Source organism: Flavobacterium sp. PL002 (assembly GCF_054165825.1).
This window is the reverse complement of the sequence record NZ_CM135110.1, coordinates 1,394,090-1,416,547: the sequence shown is the minus strand read 5'-3', so window position 1 is coordinate 1,416,547 and position 22,458 is coordinate 1,394,090. Positions and strand designations below refer to the sequence as shown.

Annotated in this window: 14 protein-coding genes; 13 read left to right on the top strand and 1 reads right to left on the bottom strand. The window is 35.2% G+C overall.

What is annotated here, in order from left to right:
- The first annotated feature begins 2 nt into the window (after positions 1 to 2).
- The 12 genes from glmS (at position 3) to ACVEGE_RS06160 (ending at position 15,662) form a co-directional block, all read left to right on the top strand.
- On the top strand, positions 3 to 1,853 hold the full coding sequence (glmS, locus tag ACVEGE_RS06215) for a glutamine--fructose-6-phosphate transaminase (isomerizing) (RefSeq protein ID WP_192499767.1): 1,851 nt from the start codon (positions 3 to 5) through the stop codon (positions 1,851 to 1,853).
- Between the two features lie 291 nt (positions 1,854 to 2,144).
- The gene (locus ACVEGE_RS06210; RefSeq protein WP_192499766.1) at positions 2,145 to 5,006 is read left to right on the top strand and encodes a TonB-dependent receptor domain-containing protein; all 2,862 of its coding nucleotides are present in this window, start codon (positions 2,145 to 2,147) and stop codon (positions 5,004 to 5,006) included.
- A 37-nt stretch (positions 5,007 to 5,043) separates the two neighbouring features.
- Positions 5,044 to 6,609 (top strand): SGNH/GDSL hydrolase family protein, encoded by a 1,566-nt coding sequence (locus ACVEGE_RS06205; protein ID WP_192499765.1) that lies wholly within the window; start codon positions 5,044 to 5,046, stop codon positions 6,607 to 6,609.
- Positions 6,610 to 6,866: 257 nt separating this feature from the next.
- Entirely contained in the window at positions 6,867 to 8,378 is a 1,512-nt protein-coding gene (gene atpD, locus ACVEGE_RS06200; RefSeq protein WP_173838900.1) for a F0F1 ATP synthase subunit beta, read from the top strand.
- A 78-nt stretch (positions 8,379 to 8,456) separates the two neighbouring features.
- Positions 8,457 to 8,738, top strand: a complete 282-nt coding sequence (locus ACVEGE_RS06195; protein ID WP_173838899.1) for a FoF1 ATP synthase subunit delta/epsilon — start codon at positions 8,457 to 8,459, stop codon at positions 8,736 to 8,738.
- A gap of 183 nt (positions 8,739 to 8,921) precedes the next feature.
- The gene (locus ACVEGE_RS06190; RefSeq protein WP_192499764.1) at positions 8,922 to 10,058 is read left to right on the top strand and encodes an aminotransferase class I/II-fold pyridoxal phosphate-dependent enzyme; all 1,137 of its coding nucleotides are present in this window, start codon (positions 8,922 to 8,924) and stop codon (positions 10,056 to 10,058) included.
- Positions 10,059 to 10,243: 185 nt separating this feature from the next.
- Positions 10,244 to 11,107: a TraB/GumN family protein gene (locus ACVEGE_RS06185; RefSeq protein ID WP_192499763.1), complete on the top strand. Its 864-nt coding sequence runs from the start codon at positions 10,244 to 10,246 to the stop codon at positions 11,105 to 11,107.
- Between the two features lie 7 nt (positions 11,108 to 11,114).
- Positions 11,115 to 11,618 carry an RNA polymerase sigma factor gene (locus ACVEGE_RS06180; protein ID WP_173855499.1) on the top strand — a complete coding sequence of 168 codons (504 nt, stop codon included), beginning with the start codon at positions 11,115 to 11,117 and terminating at the stop codon, positions 11,616 to 11,618.
- Positions 11,608 to 12,213, top strand: a complete 606-nt coding sequence (locus ACVEGE_RS06175; protein WP_192499762.1) for a hypothetical protein — start codon at positions 11,608 to 11,610, stop codon at positions 12,211 to 12,213. Before ACVEGE_RS06180 ends, ACVEGE_RS06175 begins: the two co-directional genes overlap by 11 nt.
- Before the next feature lie 52 nt (positions 12,214 to 12,265).
- Positions 12,266 to 12,883: a dethiobiotin synthase gene (gene bioD, locus ACVEGE_RS06170; RefSeq protein ID WP_192499761.1), complete on the top strand. Its 618-nt coding sequence runs from the start codon at positions 12,266 to 12,268 to the stop codon at positions 12,881 to 12,883.
- Between the two features lie 2 nt (positions 12,884 to 12,885).
- Positions 12,886 to 14,190 (top strand): adenosylmethionine--8-amino-7-oxononanoate transaminase, encoded by a 1,305-nt coding sequence (gene bioA, locus ACVEGE_RS06165; protein WP_192499760.1) that lies wholly within the window; start codon positions 12,886 to 12,888, stop codon positions 14,188 to 14,190.
- A gap of 317 nt (positions 14,191 to 14,507) precedes the next feature.
- A complete protein-coding gene (locus ACVEGE_RS06160; RefSeq protein ID WP_192499759.1) occupies positions 14,508 to 15,662 on the top strand; it encodes a beta-ketoacyl synthase N-terminal-like domain-containing protein in 1,155 nt (384 codons plus the stop codon).
- Positions 15,663 to 16,238: 576 nt separating this feature from the next.
- Here the strand turns inward: ACVEGE_RS06160 and ACVEGE_RS06155 are convergent.
- Positions 16,239 to 16,712, bottom strand: a complete 474-nt coding sequence (locus ACVEGE_RS06155; protein ID WP_192499758.1) for a regulatory protein RecX — start codon at positions 16,710 to 16,712, stop codon at positions 16,239 to 16,241.
- A gap of 258 nt (positions 16,713 to 16,970) precedes the next feature.
- Between ACVEGE_RS06155 and ACVEGE_RS06150 the strand changes: the two genes are divergently transcribed.
- Positions 16,971 to 22,280, top strand: a complete 5,310-nt coding sequence (locus ACVEGE_RS06150) for an Ig-like domain-containing protein (RefSeq protein ID WP_192499757.1) — start codon at positions 16,971 to 16,973, stop codon at positions 22,278 to 22,280.
- Positions 22,281 to 22,458 lie beyond the last annotated feature (178 nt).

Here is a 22,458-nt window from a genome sequence, read left to right as displayed (position 1 = left end):
ATATGTGCGGAATTGTTGGATATATTGGTTATAGAGAAGCTTATCCTATTGTTATAAAAGGCTTAAAAAGACTAGAATATAGAGGTTATGATAGTGCTGGAGTAATGATTTACGATGGTGAGGCTATTAAACTTTGCAAGACTAAGGGAAAAGTAGTTGATCTAGAGCAAAAAGCAACTACAGAAATAACTACTAATGGTACAGTAGGTATCGGTCATACAAGATGGGCTACGCATGGTGTTCCTAATGATGTAAATTCACACCCTCATGTATCTAATTCTGGTGATTTAGTGATTATTCATAATGGGATAATTGAAAATTATGCACCATTGAAAGAAGAATTAATAAAAAGAGGCTATGTTTTTCATTCTGATACCGATACTGAGGTTTTAGTAAATCTTATTGAAGAGGTTCAAAGAAAAGAAAAGCTTAAGTTAGGAAAAGCAGTACAAGTAGCATTAAATCAAGTTGTTGGAGCTTATGCAATAGCTGTTTTCGATAAAAAAAATCCAAACGAAATTGTTGCGGCTCGATTAGGAAGTCCATTAGCAATTGGTATAGGTGAAGGGGAGTATTTTATTGCTTCTGATGCCTCTCCGTTTATTGAATACACTTCAAATGCAGTGTATTTAGAGGATGGTGAAATGGCTAATATTAGACTTCATAAGCAAATGAAAGTTAGGAAAATTAAAGATGATTCTTTAGTTGATCCATACATTCAGGAACTAAAAATGAATTTAGAGCAAATTGAAAAAGGTGGTTACGATCACTTTATGCTTAAAGAAATTTATGAACAACCAAGCGTAATTAAAGATACTTACAGAGGGAGATTACATGCTAATGAAGGTATTATTAGAATGGCAGGTATTGAAGATAATCTTGAGAAATTTTTAAATGCTGATAGGATAATTATTGTAGCATGTGGTACATCATGGCATGCTGGTTTAGTAGCTGAGTATATTTTTGAAGAATTTGCTCGGGTTCCTGTTGAAGTAGAATATGCGTCTGAGTTTAGATACAGAAATCCAATTATAGGACGTAAGGATGTGGTTATTGCAATTTCTCAATCTGGAGAAACTGCTGATACTATGGCAGCTATTAAATTAGCTAAAGAAAAAGGTGCTTTTGTTTTTGGTGTTTGTAATGTAGTTGGTTCTTCCATTTCTAGAGAAACTCATGCGGGAGCTTATACACATGCAGGTCCTGAGATTGGAGTAGCTTCAACAAAAGCTTTTACAACTCAAATCACTGTTTTAACAATGATTGCTTTGCGTTTGGCTAAGGCCAAAGGGACGTTATCTCACTCAGACTATCACATGTATTTGCAGGAGTTAGAGTTAATTCCTGAGAAAGTTAAAGAAGCTTTAGAAACTACTAATGATATTGCTAAGGAAATTGCTGCAACATTTATTGATGCACCAAACTGTCTTTATTTAGGTAGAGGTTATAATTTTCCAGTAGCTTTAGAGGGTGCTTTAAAATTAAAAGAAATTTCATACATTCATGCTGAAGGATATCCTGCAGCCGAAATGAAACATGGTCCTATTGCTTTGATTGATGAACATATGCCGGTAGTGGTTATTGCTCCAAAGCAAGGTCATTATGACAAAATTGTAAGTAATGTTCAAGAGATAAAATCCAGAAGCGGAAGGATTATAGCAATCGTAACCAAAGGAGATACTGAGGTGCGTAAATTAGCTGATTTTGTTATCGAAATTCCAGAAACGTCTGATGCACTTTCGCCTCTAATTACTACAATACCTTTGCAATTGTTGTCTTATCACATCGCTGTCATGAGAGAATGTAATGTGGATCAACCCCGTAATTTGGCAAAATCAGTAACTGTTGAATAAACAGTATTTTATTATAAATTTGAAAAGCGAGATATTTATCTCGCTTTTTTTATGGAATGAAGTCAAATGATGCATTTTTATGATTAATTCAATATTTAGTTCATTTTCTTATGCGTGCATAGTTTATTGTAATTTTTTAACATAATAACTAATTATAATATAAAAACAATATTTATAGTTTAGTGTTAAAAAAGTCTATATTTATTGTAATATGTTTATTTAATTTACTGTTTTACTGATAATATGAATATTATTTGTATTTTGGCTGTACTAATCATTAAAAACAACCAAATGAAAATTAATTTACTTTTGTTAGCATTGTTTTTCTGCAGCCTCAGTTTTGCTCAGAATTCAATATCAGGTTCTGTGTTAGAGAGTGGGGGTCAAGCTATTGTTGGAGCGAATGTTAAAATTGTTGGTGCTTCAGTTGGAGCAGTGACTGATTTTGACGGTAAGTTTGTTTTAAAAACAACAAAAAGTTTCCCTTTTGCTATTGAAATTTCAAGTATTGGTTTTGTTGCAAAAAAGGTAAATATTACTAGTAATAATCAAAAAGTCAAAGTTGTCTTAAGTGAAGAAGACAACCTGCTTAATGAGATTGTTGTTTCGGCGTCTAGAACTCCTGAACGTGTTTTAGAGTCTCCTGTGACGATTGAAAGAATGAGTGTTGCTGATATAAAGAAATCAGCTTCTGCATCTTTTTATGATGGTCTGGAGAATATGAAAGAAGTTCAAATGAATACGAGTAGTTTGTCTTTTAAATCAATAAACACTCGAGGATTTGCTACAGTAGCCAATACTCGTTTTATGCAATTAGTTGATGGGATGGATAATGCTTCTCCACTATTGAACTTTGTATTGGGGAATATGATCGGTATTTCTGAAATTGATGTTCAGAGTGTGGAGCTTTTGCCGGGTGCTTCATCTGCATTGTATGGTGCAAATGCTTTTAATGGTATTTTATTCATGACAAGCAAAAGTCCGTTTACTAGCCAAGGGATTACTGCTTATGCAAAATTTGGGCAAACTTCTCAAAAAGCAGCTGGAAATAATGAATATGTAGATTACGGAATACGCATGGCACATGCTTTTAGTCCGAAATTAGCAGCTAAAGCTAATTTTACTTACATGCGTGGTACGGACTGGTATGCCACGAATACTAACGATAAAACAGTTGCAGGAAGAGATAGAAGTCATTATGGTTACGATGGTATTAATGTATATGGAGATGAGGTTGCTACTATAATTTCTGCTCCAACATTACCAACTGAGAAAATTTCAAGAACAGGATATAATGAAACGGATCTTACCGATAACAAGGCAAGTAATACCAAAATTGATTTTTCTTTACATTATAGACCTTTTGGAAATGAGAATCTCGAAGTAATTTGGCAAAGTAAATTTGGTTATGGTAACGCAGTTTATCAAGGGGCTAATAGGTATTACTTGAATAATTTTTTTATGCAACAACATAAGTTGGAAATAAAAGGAAAAAACTTCTTCGTAAGAGGGTATACTACCACTGAGGATGGAGGTAATTCGTATGATATGTTGTTTACAGGTATAAATGTGAATAGGGAATGGAAGTCAGATAAAAACTGGTTTACTGATTACGGTAATGCATTTGCAAATGCTAGACTCGCGGGTCAAGTGGCTGCAGAAGCGCATGCTGGTGCTAGAAATTTTGCTGATTACAATATTAGTCCAACAGGTTTAATAGGGGGATTGGTGTTAACACCTAATGTAAATGGAAATGATCCAAGAGGGACTAGATTGATGCCGGGTACACAAGCTTTTAAGAATGCATTTAATAAAGTAATTGCTGGGGAAAGTGTTCTTAATGGTTCTAAATTGGTTGATAATTCTAAAATCTACCATTCTGATGCTAATTATAATTTTAAAGATTTAATAAAATTTGCAGAGGTGCAAGTTGGTGGGTCTTACCGTCAATATGAACTGAATTCTTTTGGTAGAATCTATACTGATGCTGATGGACCAATTTATTATAATGAGTACGGTGCTTATACGCAATTATCTAAAAAGTTATTAGATGATCGTTTAAAATTTACAGGATCAATACGTTATGATAAATCAAAGAATTTTGATGGTAATGTTTCACCTAGGATTTCGTTTGTGTATTCGGGTGGTGAAAGTAGAAAGCACAATTTTAGAGCTTCGTTTCAAACGGGTTTTAGAAATCCATCTACACAAGATCAATACATTGGTTTTAACGTAGGTAGCGCGGTTTTGTTAGGGTCAGCTCCAGATAATTTAACTAGATTTTCTGAAGTTAGAGGTGACGATATTGATGGAAGTGGAAAAATATCTGATTTCGGGCAGTTGATTTTAGGATCAAATACAGTAACTTTAACGGGGCTTAATGCATATAACAATTCGTATACCGCAGCTTCTGTTGGCGCTTTTTCTGCAACAGGAAATGCTAGTTTGTTGCAAAAAACAAATGTAAATTATGTTAAACCAGAGCAGGTAAAAGCTTTTGAGTTAGGTTACCGTTCGTATATAAGTGATGTTTCAGTGGATATTAATGGGTACTACAATGTATATAATGATTTTATTGGTAATTTAAATGTTGTAGCTCCTTATTACGGAATCGTGCAAGATAATCCCAGTACTGTAGTTAATCCAGCTGATACAGGTTTTCAAACTGTTGCAGCTCTTAAAGGTGGAGATTATAGAGCGTATCAGTTATATACAAATACAGATGTAGAAATTAAATCTTTAGGTTTTGGTTTAGGTTTGTCTAAAAAAGTCTATAAAGATTTCGAAGTAAGTGTAAATTACAATTATGCTGAATTTAATTTCGATCAATCTCAAGATGCCAGTTTTGAAGCAGGGTTTAACACACCTAAACATAGAGCTAAAGCATCTTTTGGTAATGAAAAATTATTTGATAACTTTGGGTTTAATATTAGTGGAAGATGGAGTAGCTCATATTTATGGCAGTCTTCAATGGTGGATGGTATGATTGATGCGGCAACAGTTATTGATGCTCAAGTGAATTATAGTTTTCCTAAATTAAAGTCTACTTTAAAAATTGGTGCTGCAAACATAGGTGGTAAGGAATATGCTCAGGTATTGGGCGCTGGTTTAATTGGTCAGCAATATTTTGCGTCATGGACCATTACTCCATAAACAAGTAGTAATAATTAATAAAATAAAAACTTTTAAAATGAAAAAAAATTTAAAATTGCTCTTATTGGTTTCTTTAACCGTTGTGGCATGTAGTAGTGACGACAATGTTGCTACTGAGGTTAATGTGCCCGCAACTTCGGGTTCGGCAAACTTTACAAAATATGTAGCCCTAGGGGATTCCTTTGCAGCTGGGTATAGTGACGGTTCCGTTTTTATTAAGGGGCAACAAGGTGCGTACACTAATCTTTTAGCGGGGCAATTTGTTGAAGCAGGAGGAGGGGAATTTAAGACTCCTTTGGCGTCTGATAATATTGGAGGGTTGTTATATGGTGGTACTCAAATAGCGGCAGTTCGTTTGTATTTTAATGGGACAGGTCCAGCTTCTGTTGATGGAGTGCCTACTACAGAAGTGACAAATCGTATTACGGGCCCATTTAATAATTTAGGAGTTCCGGGTGCAAAAAGTTATCATTTAGTAGCTCCTGGGTATGGGAATTTAACAGGTGTAGCTACTGGAACAGCAAATCCTTATTATGCAAGATTTGCTACTTCAAATACTTCAACTGTAATAGCAGATGCTTTAGTGCAAGCGCCTACTTTCTTTACTTTATGGATTGGTGGTAATGACGTATTAGGTTATGCTACTTCTGGTGGAATTGGCGTAAATCAAACTGGTAATACAAATCTAGCAACTTACGGAGGGAATGATATAACTGACCCTAATGTCTTTACTGCTGTTTATTCAACTTTAGTTGACGGTTTAACGGCTAATGGAGCTAAAGGTGTTGTGGCTAATTTACCTTATGTTAATACCTTGCCTTATTTTAAAACCGTTCCTTATAATCCTTTAACTGCTTCAGTACTTGGTGCTGGGAATCTTGCTACAGGACAAGCAACTGTTGGGCAACTTAATTCATTGCTATATGGTCCTTTAAAAGAAGCTTTGACTGCATTTGGTGCTGGTGATCGTATCAACTTATTGTCTGCTACTGCTGCGAATCCATTATTAATTAAAGATGAGTCTTTGCCTAATTTATCGAATGAATTAACAGCTGCTTTTTCAGCATCACTAGGTGCGCAAACAGCCGCTTTTTACGGTACTGTTTTTGGTCAAGCGCGTCAAGCTACCGCTACTGATTTAGTTTTATTGCCAACACAATCAGTTATTGGAACAGCTCCAACAGCTGCTAATTCTGGTGTAGGTATGGCGCCGCCTTCTCCTTTAAATAAGTTTGGAATTACATTTCCTTTACAAGATGCTCATGTTTTGATCCCTACTGAGATCAATGAGATCAAGGTGGCTACAGATGCTTATAATGTTACTATTAAAGCGGCTGCAGATGCAAAAGGATTGGCTTTTGTTGACACTAAGGCAATTATGACTCAATTGTCAACAGGTGGTTTTGCGTCTAATGGTTTTACAATAACTTCAACTTATGTAACAGGAGGTGGTTTTTCATTAGATGGAATACATCCAAGTCCTATGGGTTATGCTTTAATCGCAAATGAATTTAGTACAGCAATTAATGAAAAATATGGATCTACATTGAAAAAAATAGATTTAAGTCTTTTTCCTATACTATATCCAAAAGTAATTAAATAAATTTTGATCAAAAGATAAAAATAAAGCCACCCGTTTTTTTGACGTGGTGGTTTTTATTTGTACTGAAATGCAGGTATTTGGCTATTTTAAATGTGATTTTTTGAGATTCATTTAATAGTTGCTGATTTTTATCAAAAAAATAATTGATTTTTTATTTTAAAAAATTATCTTTGCACTTTGAAAAAAGGGTCTAAACGATAAGTTTCGGTTAGGCATATTTCATAAACCTAAATAGCTATTTAATAAATACATAAGTAATGTCAAAAGTAATAGGAAAAGTTGCGCAAATCATTGGTCCAGTAGTTGATGTAGTTTTCAACGGTAAAGATGTTGAACTTCCAAAAATTTATGATTCATTAGAAATCACAAAAAAAGATGGTACTCTATTGGTACTTGAAGTACAATCTCATATCGGAGAGAACACTGTTCGTACCATTTCAATGGACTCAACAGATGGTTTGAGTAGAGGTTATGAAGTAGTAGGTACTGGGAACCCAATTCAAATGCCAATTGGAGCAGATGTTTACGGACGTTTGTTTAACGTAATTGGTGATGCAATTGATGGTTTACCTGAATTACCTAAGACTGGTGTAAACGGAATGTCAATTCACCGTCAAGCTCCTAAATTTGAAGATTTATCAACTTCGTCAGAAGTTTTATTCACAGGTATTAAAGTAATCGATTTAATTGAGCCTTACTCAAAAGGGGGTAAAATTGGATTGTTTGGTGGAGCCGGTGTTGGTAAAACAGTATTGATTCAAGAGTTGATCAACAATATCGCAAAAGGTCACGGTGGACTTTCAGTATTCGCAGGAGTAGGAGAAAGAACACGTGAAGGAAATGACTTACTTCGTGAGATGTTAGAGTCAGGTATTATAAAATACGGTGATGATTTCATGCACTCTATGGAAAATGGAGGATGGGATTTATCTAAAGTAGATTTACCAGGAATGAGAGAGTCAAAAGCTACTTTCGTTTTCGGACAAATGAATGAGCCACCAGGAGCTCGTGCTCGTGTAGCACTTTCTGGATTATCTATCGCTGAATATTTCCGTGATGGTGCAGGAACTGATCAAGGTAAAGATGTATTATTCTTCGTTGATAATATCTTCCGTTTTACTCAAGCAGGTTCAGAGGTTTCGGCTCTTTTAGGTCGTATGCCATCTGCAGTGGGATACCAACCAACATTAGCTACAGAAATGGGAGCGATGCAAGAGCGTATCACATCTACAAACAAAGGATCTATTACATCTGTACAAGCGGTATACGTACCTGCGGATGATTTAACTGACCCAGCACCAGCAACAACGTTTGCTCACCTTGACGCAACAACTGTATTGTCTCGTAAGATTGCTGAGCTAGGTATTTATCCAGCTGTTGACCCGTTAGATTCTACTTCTCGTATCTTAACACCACAAATTCTTGGTGATGAGCATTATGACTGCGCACAAAGAGTGAAAGAAATTCTTCAAAAATACAAGCAATTGCAAGATATTATTGCGATCTTAGGTATGGAAGAATTATCTGAAGAAGATAAATTAGCAGTTTCTAGAGCACGTCGTGTACAACGTTTCTTATCTCAACCTTTCCACGTAGCGGAGCAGTTTACAGGATTAAAAGGAGTTTTAGTAGATATCAAAGATACTATCAAAGGATTTAATATGATTATTGACGGTGAATTAGATCACTTACCAGAATCAGCTTTTAACCTTAAAGGTACTATCGAAGAAGCTATCGAAGCTGGAGAAAAAATGTTAGCAGAAGCTTAAAAAATAGTTTAAGGTTTAAAGTTTAAGGTTCACAAGCAACTTTAAACTTTAAGCTTTTAAACCTTTAACTACAAAAATATGTTATTAGAAATAGTATCACCAGAGGCATCTTTATTTAAAGCAGAAGTTACTTCAGTAGCTGTACCAGGTGTTGATGGTAGCTTCCAAATATTAAATAATCACGCGCCCATAGTTTCAATACTTGAAAAAGGAATCGTGAGTATATCTGCTCCATCTTTCCAGTTAAGTAAAGAAGCATCAGCGATCTTCACAAAGATTAATGATCAAAATTATACACTAGCGATTTCTTCTGGAACGTTAGAAATGAAAGACAATAAAGTGATCATTTTAGCTGACTAAAACGTTTCACAATATTATATATTTAAAGCCAAGCATTTATGTTTGGCTTTTTTATTTAGGAGCTATTCCAGCTATCCATTGCAATCTTTTACTTTTTAAAGAAAAAAAGTAAAAGGATTTTCATTGCTATCTGGGCTAGAAGATAACTGCTTATTTTGCACAATAATTCATAACTTTGATGGCATGAAATTACCTGAAAATCTTCTCAAAAAACTTCATGTTCGCAACAGCGAAAATGCGCTTAGAAAATTACCTAATGTAAGTGATCTAATTGATTTTACATCAAATGATTATTTAGGATTCTCTCAATCAGAAGTCATTTTTAATCAAACGCATCAATTTTTAATCGACCATAAGTATTTTCAAAATGGGGCGACAGGCTCGCGGTTAATTTCTGGAAATCATCCGTTGTATCAAGTAACAGAGGATTACATTGCTCAATTTCATCAATCCGAGTCTGCTTTGATTTTTAATTCGGGTTATGATGCAAATGTTGGTTTTTTCAGTAGTGTGCCTCAAAAAGGGGATTTGATTTTGTATGACGAACTCTGCCATGCTTCAATTAGAGACGGAATCAAGCTATCTAATGCAAAAGCTTATAAATTTACTCACAACGATTTTGAAGAGCTAGAGACGCTTATACAGCGGCATAAAACAACAAATATTTACGTTGTTACCGAAAGTGTTTTCTCAATGGATGGAGATACACCCCAACTCGAAGAGTTAGTAGTCGTTTGTAAAAAACACGATTGCTATTTGGTTGTAGACGAAGCGCATGCTTTAGGTGTTTTTGGTGATAAAGGAGAAGGTTTGGTTCAAATGTTGGGATTGCAAGAGGAAGTTTTTGCCCGCATCATGACCTTCGGTAAAGGTCTCGGTTGCCACGGTGCAGCTATCCTAGGTTCAAATGAATTAAAACATTATTTAGTAAATTTTGCTCGTAGCTTTATTTACACAACAGGAATGTCACCGCATGCTGTAGCTACAATTTTGCACGCATATCAATTTCTAGATGCTAATACTAATAGCTTAGCTGAGTTGAGATCGAATATTGTTCATTTCAACCAACAAAAAATGTTATTAGGTTTAAAACCAATGTTTGTGCAATCTAAATCAGCAATACAGTCCGCTATAATTCCTGGCAATGAAAGAGTGAAAAGGATTGCCCAACAGTTTCAAGATAGTGGCTTTAATGTAAAAGCAATTTTATCTCCCACAGTTCCAGAAGGACAAGAGCGACTCCGTTTTTGTTTACATAGTTATAATACTAAAAATCAAATTTCTGAACTTTTGCATTCCTTAACTGCTTTTGTTTTTTAGTATTTTCAAATTATTCATTTTTCGATAGAAAAAATTATTTTCCTAAGTCCTGCTATCACTCATTTTTTAAAAATTATTTTTTTTTGTAACGTTTTGATGGATTGCTTACTTACGACTCGTAATCAAATTAACAATTGGAAAATAAAAAAGAGTTTCAATCATCAACAATCAAAATCAATAAAAAAATGAAAAATTTATTCAAATCAGTAGTAGCAGCATTTATAATTTTAATGAGTTTGTCAAGCCAAGCACAAACGAAAAGTACTTCCTTAGAAAATTCACTTTTGTGGGAAATATCAGGAAAAGGATTAAGCAAAACTTCTTATTTATATGGTACGATTCACATGATTTGTTCAGAAGATTATTTCCTTTCTGAAAAGGTGAAAAAAGCATTTGATGTTTCGGATAAATTAGTTTTAGAAATTAATCTAGCTGATCCAAAGGAGTTGGCTGATGCGCAACAAATGGCTATGGGGAAAGAAACCTTAGATAAAACATTAACCCCAGATCAGCTTTCTAAATTAGAGGCTATTTTAAAAAGCAGGACAGGATTGTCAGTACAGCAAGTTAATAGTTACAGTTTGACAACAGTAATGAGTTTAGTGTTAATGAAAAGCTTTAAATGTACGGACTTAAAATTTTATGAAATGGAATTTATTGCAAAGGCAAAGGAGCGCGGTATGGAGGTAGCTGGTTTTGAATCGATAAAAGCCCAAATAGCTATTTTTGAAAAAGCATATACTAATGATGAAATGCTTAAAATGTTTGAGGACATGAATGAAACTGAGGCAGCTAATACGGTTTCACAGTATAAAAAAGAACATATTCAAGACGTTTATAACAGCTTAACAGATATAAAAATTATGAATTCCTTAGCCAAAAACGAAATGTTAGACAAAAGAAATGCTAATTGGGTTCAAAACCTGCCAAATATAGTAAAAGAACAGAGTGCTTTTATTGCTGTTGGTGCAGCTCATTTAGCAGGTGATTTGGGTGTAATTAACTTATTAAGAAAAGCGGGATACACGGTTAAACCAATTATGAAGTAGTATTGTTTTGAAAGAAAGAGAGCCAGAATTTTTAAATCGCATTGAAAAGCATAAGGGGATTTTATATAAAGTTTCTAAGATGTACATGGATAATCATGACGATCAACAAGATTTATTTCAGGAGATTATTTGTCAACTATGGAAATCGTATGATTCGTTCCGAAATGAAAGTCAGTTTTCGACTTGGATGTATCGGGTAGCAATTAATACAGCTATCGTTTTCTTGAAAAAAGAAAAAAGAAAGGTTGATAGATATCCAATAGTGTCTGAAAATATAAAAGAAGAGGAAGGTGATTCAGAGATAAAAGAGAGTCAGATGGAACATTTTTATAAGGCAATTCAAAAATTGGAAAAAATTGACAAAGCTATTATTTTCTATCAATTAGAAGGGTTTTCGCATAAAGAAATTGGAAACAATCTTGGAATATCAGAAGGAAATGCTCGAGTAAAATTAAACAGAGCAAAAGAAAAATTAAAAGAAATTATAAAAAATCAAGGATATGGATTTTAACGATATGCAAAATGCTTGGGACAAACAAAATACTAATAAGGTAATTGTTCCAACTAATTTAGAAAAAATTCAATCGGCTAATACGCCGCTAGATAAGATTAAAAAGAATCTTAAAAATGAACTCATTTTTCAAACCTTAGCAGTAATATTAATAGGTTTCGCTCCTGTGATACATGGATTTATAGCTAAATGGCTTACTCCCTTTTATTTTGTTTACAGTATGTTTGCTGCAGTTTCAATATATTATTTACTAAAATTGTTCTTGTTTTACAAAAGATTGGATAAGGTGACTTTAAATACAAAGGATAGTTTGTATGAAACGTATTTTGATATTCGTCTGAATATGGAATTGTATAAAACATTTACATTTGCTTTAATGCCCTTTATGGTCATGTTTTTATTAGGTTTCGTAATGTATTCAAAGCCTGATTTGAAAATTACGGATATTAATAATACGGTTTTGGTAACCATACTAATTATAATTACTTCATCAATTTTATTTGTGGGATTCATTACCGAATGTTGGGTAGAATATTATTACGGAAAATACGCCAAAGAAATCCGAAAATTAATCGATGAATTAAAAGAAGACTAATAAATTACCCATCTTAACGATGGGTTTTTTACTTTTGTGAAAATAGATAGTAATGAAAATATTTGTAACAGGAATAGGAACTGATGTAGGCAAAACGATTGCCTCATCAATTATAACAGAATCACTACAGGCCGACTATTGGAAACCCATTCAAGCGGGTGACCTTGATAATTCGGACAGTCATAAAATTGAACGATACATCAGTAACGATAAAACGGTTATTCATTCTAATAGCTATAAGTTAAACACGCCAGCTAGTCCACATCTAGCCGCTAAAATTGACGGTTTAACAATTGATTTAGCTAAGATTGTCGCACCAGAAACCGAAAATCATTTGGTTATAGAAGGAGCAGGAGGCTTATTTGTACCCTTAAATAATCAAGATACTATTGTCGATTTAATTGCTCCAGATTATAAAGTAGTGGTTGTTTCAAGGCATTATTTGGGGAGTATCAACCATACTTTGTTAACGATTGAAGCATTGCAAAACCGCAAGATCAAAATTGCTGGAATTATTTTCAGTGGTGAACAAAATCAAGCTACTGAGTCCATAATTTTATCCAAAACTGGAATTAATTGTATCGGTCGCATCGAACAAGAACCTTACTTTGATCAAAATGTAATTAAGGATTACGCCGATCAATTTAGAGAAAACCTTTTGAAATTATAAATATGAGTACTACAACTATTCCCACTTCGGGGGTTAAGGGGCTTTCTGAAAGAGATCAAGAATACCTTTGGCACCCTTATACACAACATAAAACAGCTGCGCTTCCTATCGCTATTAAAAGAGGAGAAGGCGCTTTGCTTTGGGACGAAAACAACAAAGAATATATTGATGCTATCGCTTCGTGGTGGGTGAATCCCTACGGGCACAGTAATAAATACATTGCTGATGCGATTTACAAGCAGCTAACTACGCTAGAACACGTGCTTTTTGGTGGATTTACGCATGAGCCAGCAATCGAACTTGGTGAAAAGCTAATCGAAATATTACCTGAAAACCAAAGAAAAATATTCTTTTCTGATAATGGTTCAACGGCTGTAGAAGTAGCAATCAAAGTTGCTTTGCAATTCTTTTTTAACAAAGGCGAAAAACGAACCACAATTATAGCTTTCGAAAATGCCTTTCACGGAGACACATTTGCTGCTATGGCGGCAAGCGGAATTTCCTTTTATACACAGGCATTCGAAGGGATGTTTATTGACGTGGTTCGAATTCCGGCACCAACAAAAGGACGCGAGCAAGAAAGTTATGACGCTCTCAAAATGCAAATCAAAAAGAACAATTGCGCTGGTTTTATCTTTGAGCCTTTAGTGCAAGGTGCTGCAGGAATGGTCATGCATGAACCGGAAGCGCTAGGGAATCTAATAAAAATTTGCAAAGAGAATAATGTTTTGACCATTGCTGACGAAGTGATGACTGGTTTTGGAAAAACAGGCAAGACCTTTGCCATGGATTACGTCAATGAAACTGCTGACATGATGTGCTTGTCTAAGGCATTGACTGGTGGAACTATCCCTATGGCGATTACCACATTTACGCAAGATATTTTTGATGCTTTCTATGACGAAGATATTAATAAAGCCCTTTTTCACGGACATACTTTTACAGCTAATCCTACGGGTTGTGCCGCTGCATTAGCGAGTTTAGAGTTGTTAAAAACTCCCGAAATGCAAGCTAATTTAGTTCGTGTCAACGCCAATCACTTGGCCTTTCAAGCAAAAATTAAGGAGCATGCTAAGGTTAAAACCACTCGTGTTCTGGGAACTATTTTTGCTTTAGAAATAAAGACAGAAGGAGCAGCAAGTTACTATGGAAGCTTGCGAAACAAACTCTACGATTTCTTCATCGAGAATGGCGTAATCTTAAGGCCAGTGGGAAATATCGTGTATATCTTGCCACCGTATATCATCAGTCATGTACAATTAGAAAAAATATATCAAGTAGTCGAACAAGCACTTGATATAGTTTAATTTGGAGCTAATCCTGCTATTCGTTGCAATCTTTACCGCCTTAAAGAACGGCGGTAAAGGATTTCCACTGCTATCAGGGCTAAAAAGCAATAAGTGCTGAATCAAATAAGGATTTCAATTCTAAAAACGCATTATTTGGTAGCATTCGTTGTACAGTTTGCGAAAAACTTTGCGACCTTTGCTGTTAAACTATAAATAATTGCACAAAATAAAACAAGGAGAAAATGTCACGTTTAGCCAAGCTGATTTCTCTATTTGAATTTTGTGAATCTCTGCGAAAATTCTCTGTGAATCTTCGTGTAATAAAATAATACACCTTGTCACAAATAATATCCATTACCGCTCTCTCGTCTCTATCTCCATTGGGTAATGACCCAAAATTAATTTGGGACCATTACCTGAACGACCAGCATTGTTTTACTCAAAAAAACATTGATAAAGCCCCAACGTTTGTAGCGCCTTTAAATGAAGATTCAATTGCTAAAATTGAATTATTAAAACATTCAGATCCTAAATATAAGTTTCTAGACAATTCGGTGCTATATGCTATGGAAGCGTCTCGCAAAGCGGTTGAGCAAGCAGCTTGGACAACTGATGATGTATTCGGAATCAATATTGGTTCGTCACGTGGAGCCACTGAATTATTCGAAAAACACCATCAAGAATATCTAGAAACGGGAAAAGCGCAAACATTGGCTTCGCCTACAACTACTCTGGGGAATATTTCCTCTTGGATAGCGCATGATTTACAAAGCTCTGGCCCCGAAATTTCACACTCTATTACTTGTTCTACTGCATTGCACGCTGTTTTAAACGGTGTTGCTTGGTTAAAATCAGGTATGGTCAATAAGTTTTTGGTTGGCGGCAGTGAAGCCCCTTTAACCGATTTTACCATCGCGCAAATGCGTGCTTTAAAAATCTATTCAAGGTCAGATGATGCGTATCCAAATCGTGCATTAGATTTAGAGAAAACACAAAACACCATGATTCTTGGTGAAGGCGCAGCAGTTTGTTGTCTAGAAATAGGGAAAAAAGAAAACGCATTAGCTTTTATCGAAGGCATTGGTTACGCTACAGAGGTTCTGGAACACAACATATCCATTTCTGCAGAAGCCACTTGTTTTCAAAAATCCATGAAAATGGCTTTAAAAGATATTGAATTATCAGATGTAGGTGCTATTGTTATGCATGCTCCCGGAACCATAAAAGGGGATTTAACAGAGTATAGAGCAATCCAAAAAGTTTTTGGCGAAAGCCTGCCTTTACTGACCACCAATAAATGGAAAATCGGACATACTTTTGGCGCTTCAGGGTTACTAAGTTTAGAGTTGGCTATCATGATGATGCAACACAATACCTTCATCAGCGTCCCATTTGCTAAAGCGCAAAAACAAACTAAACCCATTAAAAAAGTATTAGTAAACGCAGTAGGTTTTGGAGGTAATGCGGTGAGTGTGCTACTTTCGTTATAGCATAGTTGTAAATAGATGTTGTAATTGCTCTTTAGTGAAACAAAAGTTTTCTTAAAATCGAGGTGCTAAACGAGTTTTGTTTAAGATTTAGTAATTATAATAATTGTAGCGTACACCGTCTATCGATAGAGAGCTGTTTGCTAATACGGTTCTCGACTCCGCTCGAACTGACAGAAATGAGACGATTTTAGTTCAATGTCATTTACAATTTTCTTAAAAGTAAATCCACTTAAATCTGTGGAATACGCGTGCCATTATTAAAAAGTAAGAATAACAAATATATCAACTGCAATCCCTTTGATAAACAAGAAAAATCCGTTAAATCCGCGTTCCAATAGCCAAAGTTAGGAACCTTCAATTTGAGATTTATTCCATTTCACAAGGAAAAATCTGTTTTCAATCTGCGAAATCTGTGTGCCATTATTAAAAAGTAAGAATAACAAATATATCAACTGCAATCCCTTTGATAAACAAGAAAAATCCGTTTTTAATTCGCTAAATCCGTGTCATCCGCGTGCCAATAGTTAACACCAAGAACAGTTGGTCGATAAGTTACGGCCATTTACAAAACATAAATCAATCCTTGTTTTCTAATTCCTTCACTTTTTCATAGACCAAATTACTTTCAAAACCCTTACGCAATAAACTATCACAAACTTTTTTTCGTTTCTTCATGGAATTTGTTTCCCTAGTATTTTCCCAAGTTCGCAACGCTAATTTCTCGAAAGTTTCATAATATTCTTCGGGAGTAATTTCTTTTAGTGCCGTGCTAATTAAGCGCTGATTTATTTTACGGAATTTCAGTTCATTCGTAATTCGGATGTTTCCCCAATATTTAATGCGGTGTTTGCCACGAGCAAAACTGCGAGCAAAACGCTCTTCATTCAAGAAATTATCTTTGATTAAATGTGCTATGATTTGGTCAATTTCATGTGAGTCCATTTTCATTGCACGAAGTTTAGACTCCACTTCTTCATGACAACGCTCTTGGTAAGCGCAGTAATGTTCTATTTTTTTTAGCGCATCTTTTATAGTGTAGGTCTCTTTCATTGTTGGAATAAATTAAATCACAAATATATGGTGTGCGAAATTACATGTTTAATTTAATACTATATTTTTATATAGGTATAAAAAAATTAATATAAAAATTTTAAACATGATTTTTTGGTGTTGTTTGACGAGTATAAAAGTAGTTAATCGGCTTTCTTTTTTAGTCTCTTCGATAAGTGGTTATTTTGCAATGAGTTTGTAAAACTTTAAGCTGTTTAATTTCGTAAATGTAGTTATCAGTTTATAAAGTGCTTACAAATGAAAATAATAATAGAAACCCCCAGGTCTATGATTCGAAACTTTACTTTTAAAGCTTCTGTATTTTTTAAATACAGGGCAATTATTTTGTTTTTAATATTTGTTAATGCTTATTCAGTAAGCGCTCAATGTGCTTTTCCATCAGGAACTACAAGTCCAAGAGAAACAATTACTTTTTGTATCGATAACTCAAATACAAGAGTAACTGCAAATGATTTGACTGCTGGTCAATATGTTGCTGTAAATGTGGTTAAAGGTTTTAATTATACTTTTACATTCCCGGAATTATTTGGAGGAAATGAAAATTTGACTATTTTTAATGCAGTAAATACAGCTACGGCTGTAGCATTTGTTACATCTACGACTTCTGCGGATGCAGTTATTAATTGGACAGCTACATTTAGTGGACAGATATATGTACTAGTGTCAAGAGGAAACTGCAATAATGATCCTAGTGGAAGAAATAGTAAAATGACAATAAGATTAAATACTGTCGGAAATACGCAAGATTCTCAAACAACATTTGGTACAAATACTTGGATCGGTCACGTATATAATCATACCGATGGACCACCTCCAGGTGGATCTACTTCACCAACATCACCTTCAACAACAACATCACCATTTACTGCTGTAAACTATGTGGGGTATTATAATATAAATACAGAAACTATAAATGAAAACTTTGGAGGGAGTAGCAATTGTTTCAATGTTTTAAGTGATGGTGTAAATCGCACTAATATTTATACAGAGTTGTTTTCGGTGCGTTATCGTATGAAATCAACAAGGCCGGCTGGATGTTATTTTTTAAATGTTAGTGGCGATGATGGGGTTAGGGTTTATGTTGATAATGTTTTGGTTTTTGATCAATGGAAACAACAGGGAACAACTTATTATTGTAATAATTTAATTTATTTGAATGGTAATAGTGATATTGTTTTAGATTATTATGAGCACCAAGGAGGTAATGTGGTAGGTTTTAGTTTGACACCATTTGATGGGTCAGCTAATGTTATTACAAGTTCATCGGATGTTCAGGTATGTTCAGGATCTTCACCTGGTCTAATTGACGGTGCCGCATTTGGTAACTGTACTGGAGGGAATAATGGTGGTACTAATACAATATATCAATGGCAAGTTTCAACTGATAATGTAACTTTTGCAGATATTTCTGGTGCTAATACGGAAGATTATACTCCTCCGACAGTTACCACTACGACTACAAATGTTATAAGATATTATCGCAGATCACTTAAGGCTTTTGCGACTAATGCTTCAAGTTGTGTTTTTTATTCGAGTTCTGTAAAAGTGACTACCAATCCTTCAACCAAAACTTTTACTACGGCGCCTACATCAAGTACTTGTTCTAATACCGATGTTACCTATACTACACAGTCTGGAATGACTAATTATGTGTGGTCGGTTCCAGGTACATTGAACACCGATTATACTATAACTTCTGGAAGTATAGGAACGACCAGCAATACCGTAACGTTAAAATGGTTGACGTCAGGTAGTAAAACGGTAACAGTTAATTATGCATCAAGTTGTTCTGGAACGATTCCTGCATCTAATACAACTACGGTGGAATTGTTACCTAATAATGTTAGTAGTGGTTTTTCAGCTACTACTATTTGTACTGGTGATACACCTAAAATAACCTTTGATGCAGATGATACTGGGTTTGTAGGTCCTTACATAATTACTTATAAAAATAATTCGTCTCCAACAATTTATACTGTAACGATTCCTACTGCTGCTGCAACAAGTTTCACTCCCGGTGATAATCCAACCACAAACACTACTTACACCTTGTTAAGTATTGCAAATGCAACTTGCACAAGAACTAGTGGTTTTGGTAGTGCTGGAGCAAATTTAATTGTTCGTGCGTTGCCTACTGCAACTATTAGTGGTACAACGACAGTTTGTCAAGGGGCTTCTTCGCCTAATATTACTTTTACAAATCCCCAAACGGCGGTGATCACGGTAACTTATAATATAAATGGAGGGACAAGCGCTACAGTAGATGTTACTCCAAGTTTATCTACTATTGTTACTGCACCAACTACAGCATCAGGTACATATACCTATAATTTAACAAAAGTAGAATATAAATCTTTATCGACTTGTTCAAGTGTTATAACAGGAAGTAATGCGGTTATAACTGTAAATTCATTGTCAGTTACCCCTACAACTATTTCTGGGACTACCACTTTTTGTGCGGGTAGCTCAACTACTTTGACTGTAAGCGGTGGGACTTTAGGAACTGGTGCTGATGCCAAATGGTATACAGGATCGTGCGGAGGGACTTTAGTAGGTTCAGGGACTAGTATAACAGTTTCGCCAACTGCTAATACTACTTATTATGTGCGTTATGAGGGAAGTTGTAATACTACTAGCTGCATAAGCAAAGCTATAGTGGTGACTCCTAACGCAAGCGTAGGGTCAGTTACAGGAACTTCACCTCTTTGTGTGGGATCGACTGCTCCGTATCAAGCCAATTCTGTTGTTTTGGGTGGTGGTACAGGTGCTTGGAGCAGTGATAATACATCTGCTGCAACTGTAAGTTCAACTGGAGTTGTAACTGGAGTTGCTTCTGGTACTGCCAATATTATTTATTCGGTATCTGGAGGCTGTGGTGCAACCGCATCTGCACAAAAAACAGTTACAATTAGTCCGAGTGCAAGTATTGGTTCTGTTTCTGGGTCCAATTCAATATGTATTGCGGGAAATGCTACTTATACAGCTATTTCTGTTGTTTTGAGTGGTGGTACAGGTGCTTGGAGTTCAAGTAATATAACTGTTGCTTCGGTAAGCGGAGGGGGTTCTGTAAAAGGTGAATCTGCAGGAACTGCAACTATTACATACACCATTACTGGTGGATGTGGCGGTACAGTGAGTGCTTCACAAGTTATTACAGTAAATGCTCCTTCAAGCGTAGTATCTGTATCGGGTGCTTCTCCTATTTGTTTTGGGAGTACTACTACATACACTGCAAATTCGGTAGTACTAAGTGGTGGAACGGGATCATGGACTAGTTCAAATACCGCTATTGCAACTGTTGATTCAGTAACAGGAGTAGTAACAGCTGTTACACCAGGAACTGCTTTGATAATATATTCAATAAGTGGCGGATGCGGTAGCGCACAAGCACAACAATCTGTTATCGTGAATGCGGCAACCGCTGCACCAACTGGTTCAGCAAATCAGTCATTTTGTAATAGTTCACCAACTGTAGCTAGTTTATCAGCTACTGGTACTGCAATTAAATGGTATTCAGTTGCGACGGGAGGAACTGCATTGGCAACAACTGTTGCTTTATCGAATGGTACACATTATTATGCGAGTCAAACTATTAGTGGCTGTGAAGGGACAAATAGACTTGATGTTTCTGTAACGGTAGGATCTGTTTCTGCTCCAACAATCGGAACAGTAACTAATATAGATTGTGTAAATCCAACAGGTAGTGTTGTTTTGAATGGTTTGCCAACTGGAAATTGGACCATTAATCCAGGTGCTATTACAGGAACTGGAACTTCATATACAATAACAGGTTTAACAGCAGGGTCGTATACTTATACAGTTACTAATGCTTCAGGCTGTATTTCGCCAGCTACAACTACTGGTGGTATTGTTATTACTAATAATGCTGCGGTAACTTGGAATGGATCTACATGGTCAAATGGAACTGGTCCAACTAGTTCAAGTAATATTATTTTTGATGGGAATTACTCATCATCAGCTGATCTTGTAGGTTGTTCTTGTCAGGTAAATACAGGAAAGACTGTTGTTTTTAATAGTGGTAATACTTTGAAAGTTACAAATCAGGTTGTGGTAACAGGTACTGGAATGCTTACTTTTGAGAATAAGGCAAGTCTTGTTCAGGTAAATGATGCGGCAGTTAATAGTGGTAATATAATTTATAAACGTATAACATCTGCAGTAAGTAATTTTGATTATACGTATTGGTCATCACCAGTGAAAAATCAAAAGTTAATAGATGTCTCTCCTACCACTTTGGGGGATAAATTCTTGTCATTTGATTCAAGCAGTAATAATTGGAAATATGAAGATGCTTACAATACAACAATGGTTGCTGGAAAGGGGTATATTATAAGAGGGCCACAAGAGAATTATGCACCTGCTCCTCCAAGTTCTTATGAAGCATCGTTTAAAGGCGAGCCTATCAATGGAGTAATTTCTGTGGCTATAGGAGGTACGCGAGTTTCTAATTTAATTGGAAATCCGTATCCATCAGCACTAAATGCCGATGCGTTTTTAATAGCTAATAATAGTGTTTTAAGCGGGACATTGTATTTCTGGACGCACAATACTTCAATTCAATTAGCTTCTAATATTACAAATGGTACCGCAGGTTCAGGTTCTTATGCGTATACTTCAGATGATTATGCTTCATATAATTTAACAGGAGGTACTGGAACGAGGGCTTCAAGTAGCGGACCTAACACCTCAATTCCAGACGGACAAATTGCGGCAGGACAAGGTTTCTTTGGGACTAGTATTGCGCCAGGAACAGCTATATTTAATAATGCTATGCGTTTAAAAGCAGGTGCTATTATTGATAATAGCAAGTTTTTCAGACCAGCATCAACTTCAAAAACTACTGTTGATGTTGAGAAAAACAGGTTATGGCTAAATCTAGTAAATGATCAAGGGGCTTTTAAACAAACATTGGTGGGGTATATTACAGGTGCTACAAATGAGTATGAAAGTGCTTATGATGGATCTAGTTTTAATGCCAATGCCTATATTAATTTCTATAGTTTGCTAAGTACTTCTGCCATGGCGATACAAGGAAGGGCTTTGCCATTTGATGAAAATGACACTGTTCCTTTAGGATATAAAAGTAATATTGCAGGAGATTTTAAAATTGCAATTGATCAAGTAGACGGTTTGTTTACTAGTCAAGTGGTTTATTTAGAAGATAAATTGTTAAATGTTATTCATAATCTAAAAGAGTCGCCTTACGCTTTTACAACTGAAATAGGGGTTTTTAATGAGCGTTTTGCTATTTTATATGCTAATAAAACACTTGGAACTGATGATTTTGATACTTTAAACAACACTGTTTTTGTAGCTACTAATAACAAAGAAATTACTATCACAGCTTCTGTCGAATTGATAGATAAAGTATATGTTTATGATTTCTCAGGAAGGCAACTTTATAGTAAAGCGGCAATTGATTCTAATATACTAGTTGTAAATAATCTTACTAATGCTAACGTAGCCTTAATAATAAAGGTAGTTTTAAATAATGGCGAGATGATTACTCGAAAAATCGCTTACTAATATGATAGAGAAAATAAGTTTTTATTAGATTATTGATTTTATTGTCTTTAGTTAGTTGCAGAAGAAAAGAACCATCTTGAAAATTTTTAAGATGGTTCTTTTTGTAAAGTTGAATAAGTTTTTAATATTGTCACTGTGCAAAAGAATAGCATTTATGATCTAAATGAGGGTGTCTGTT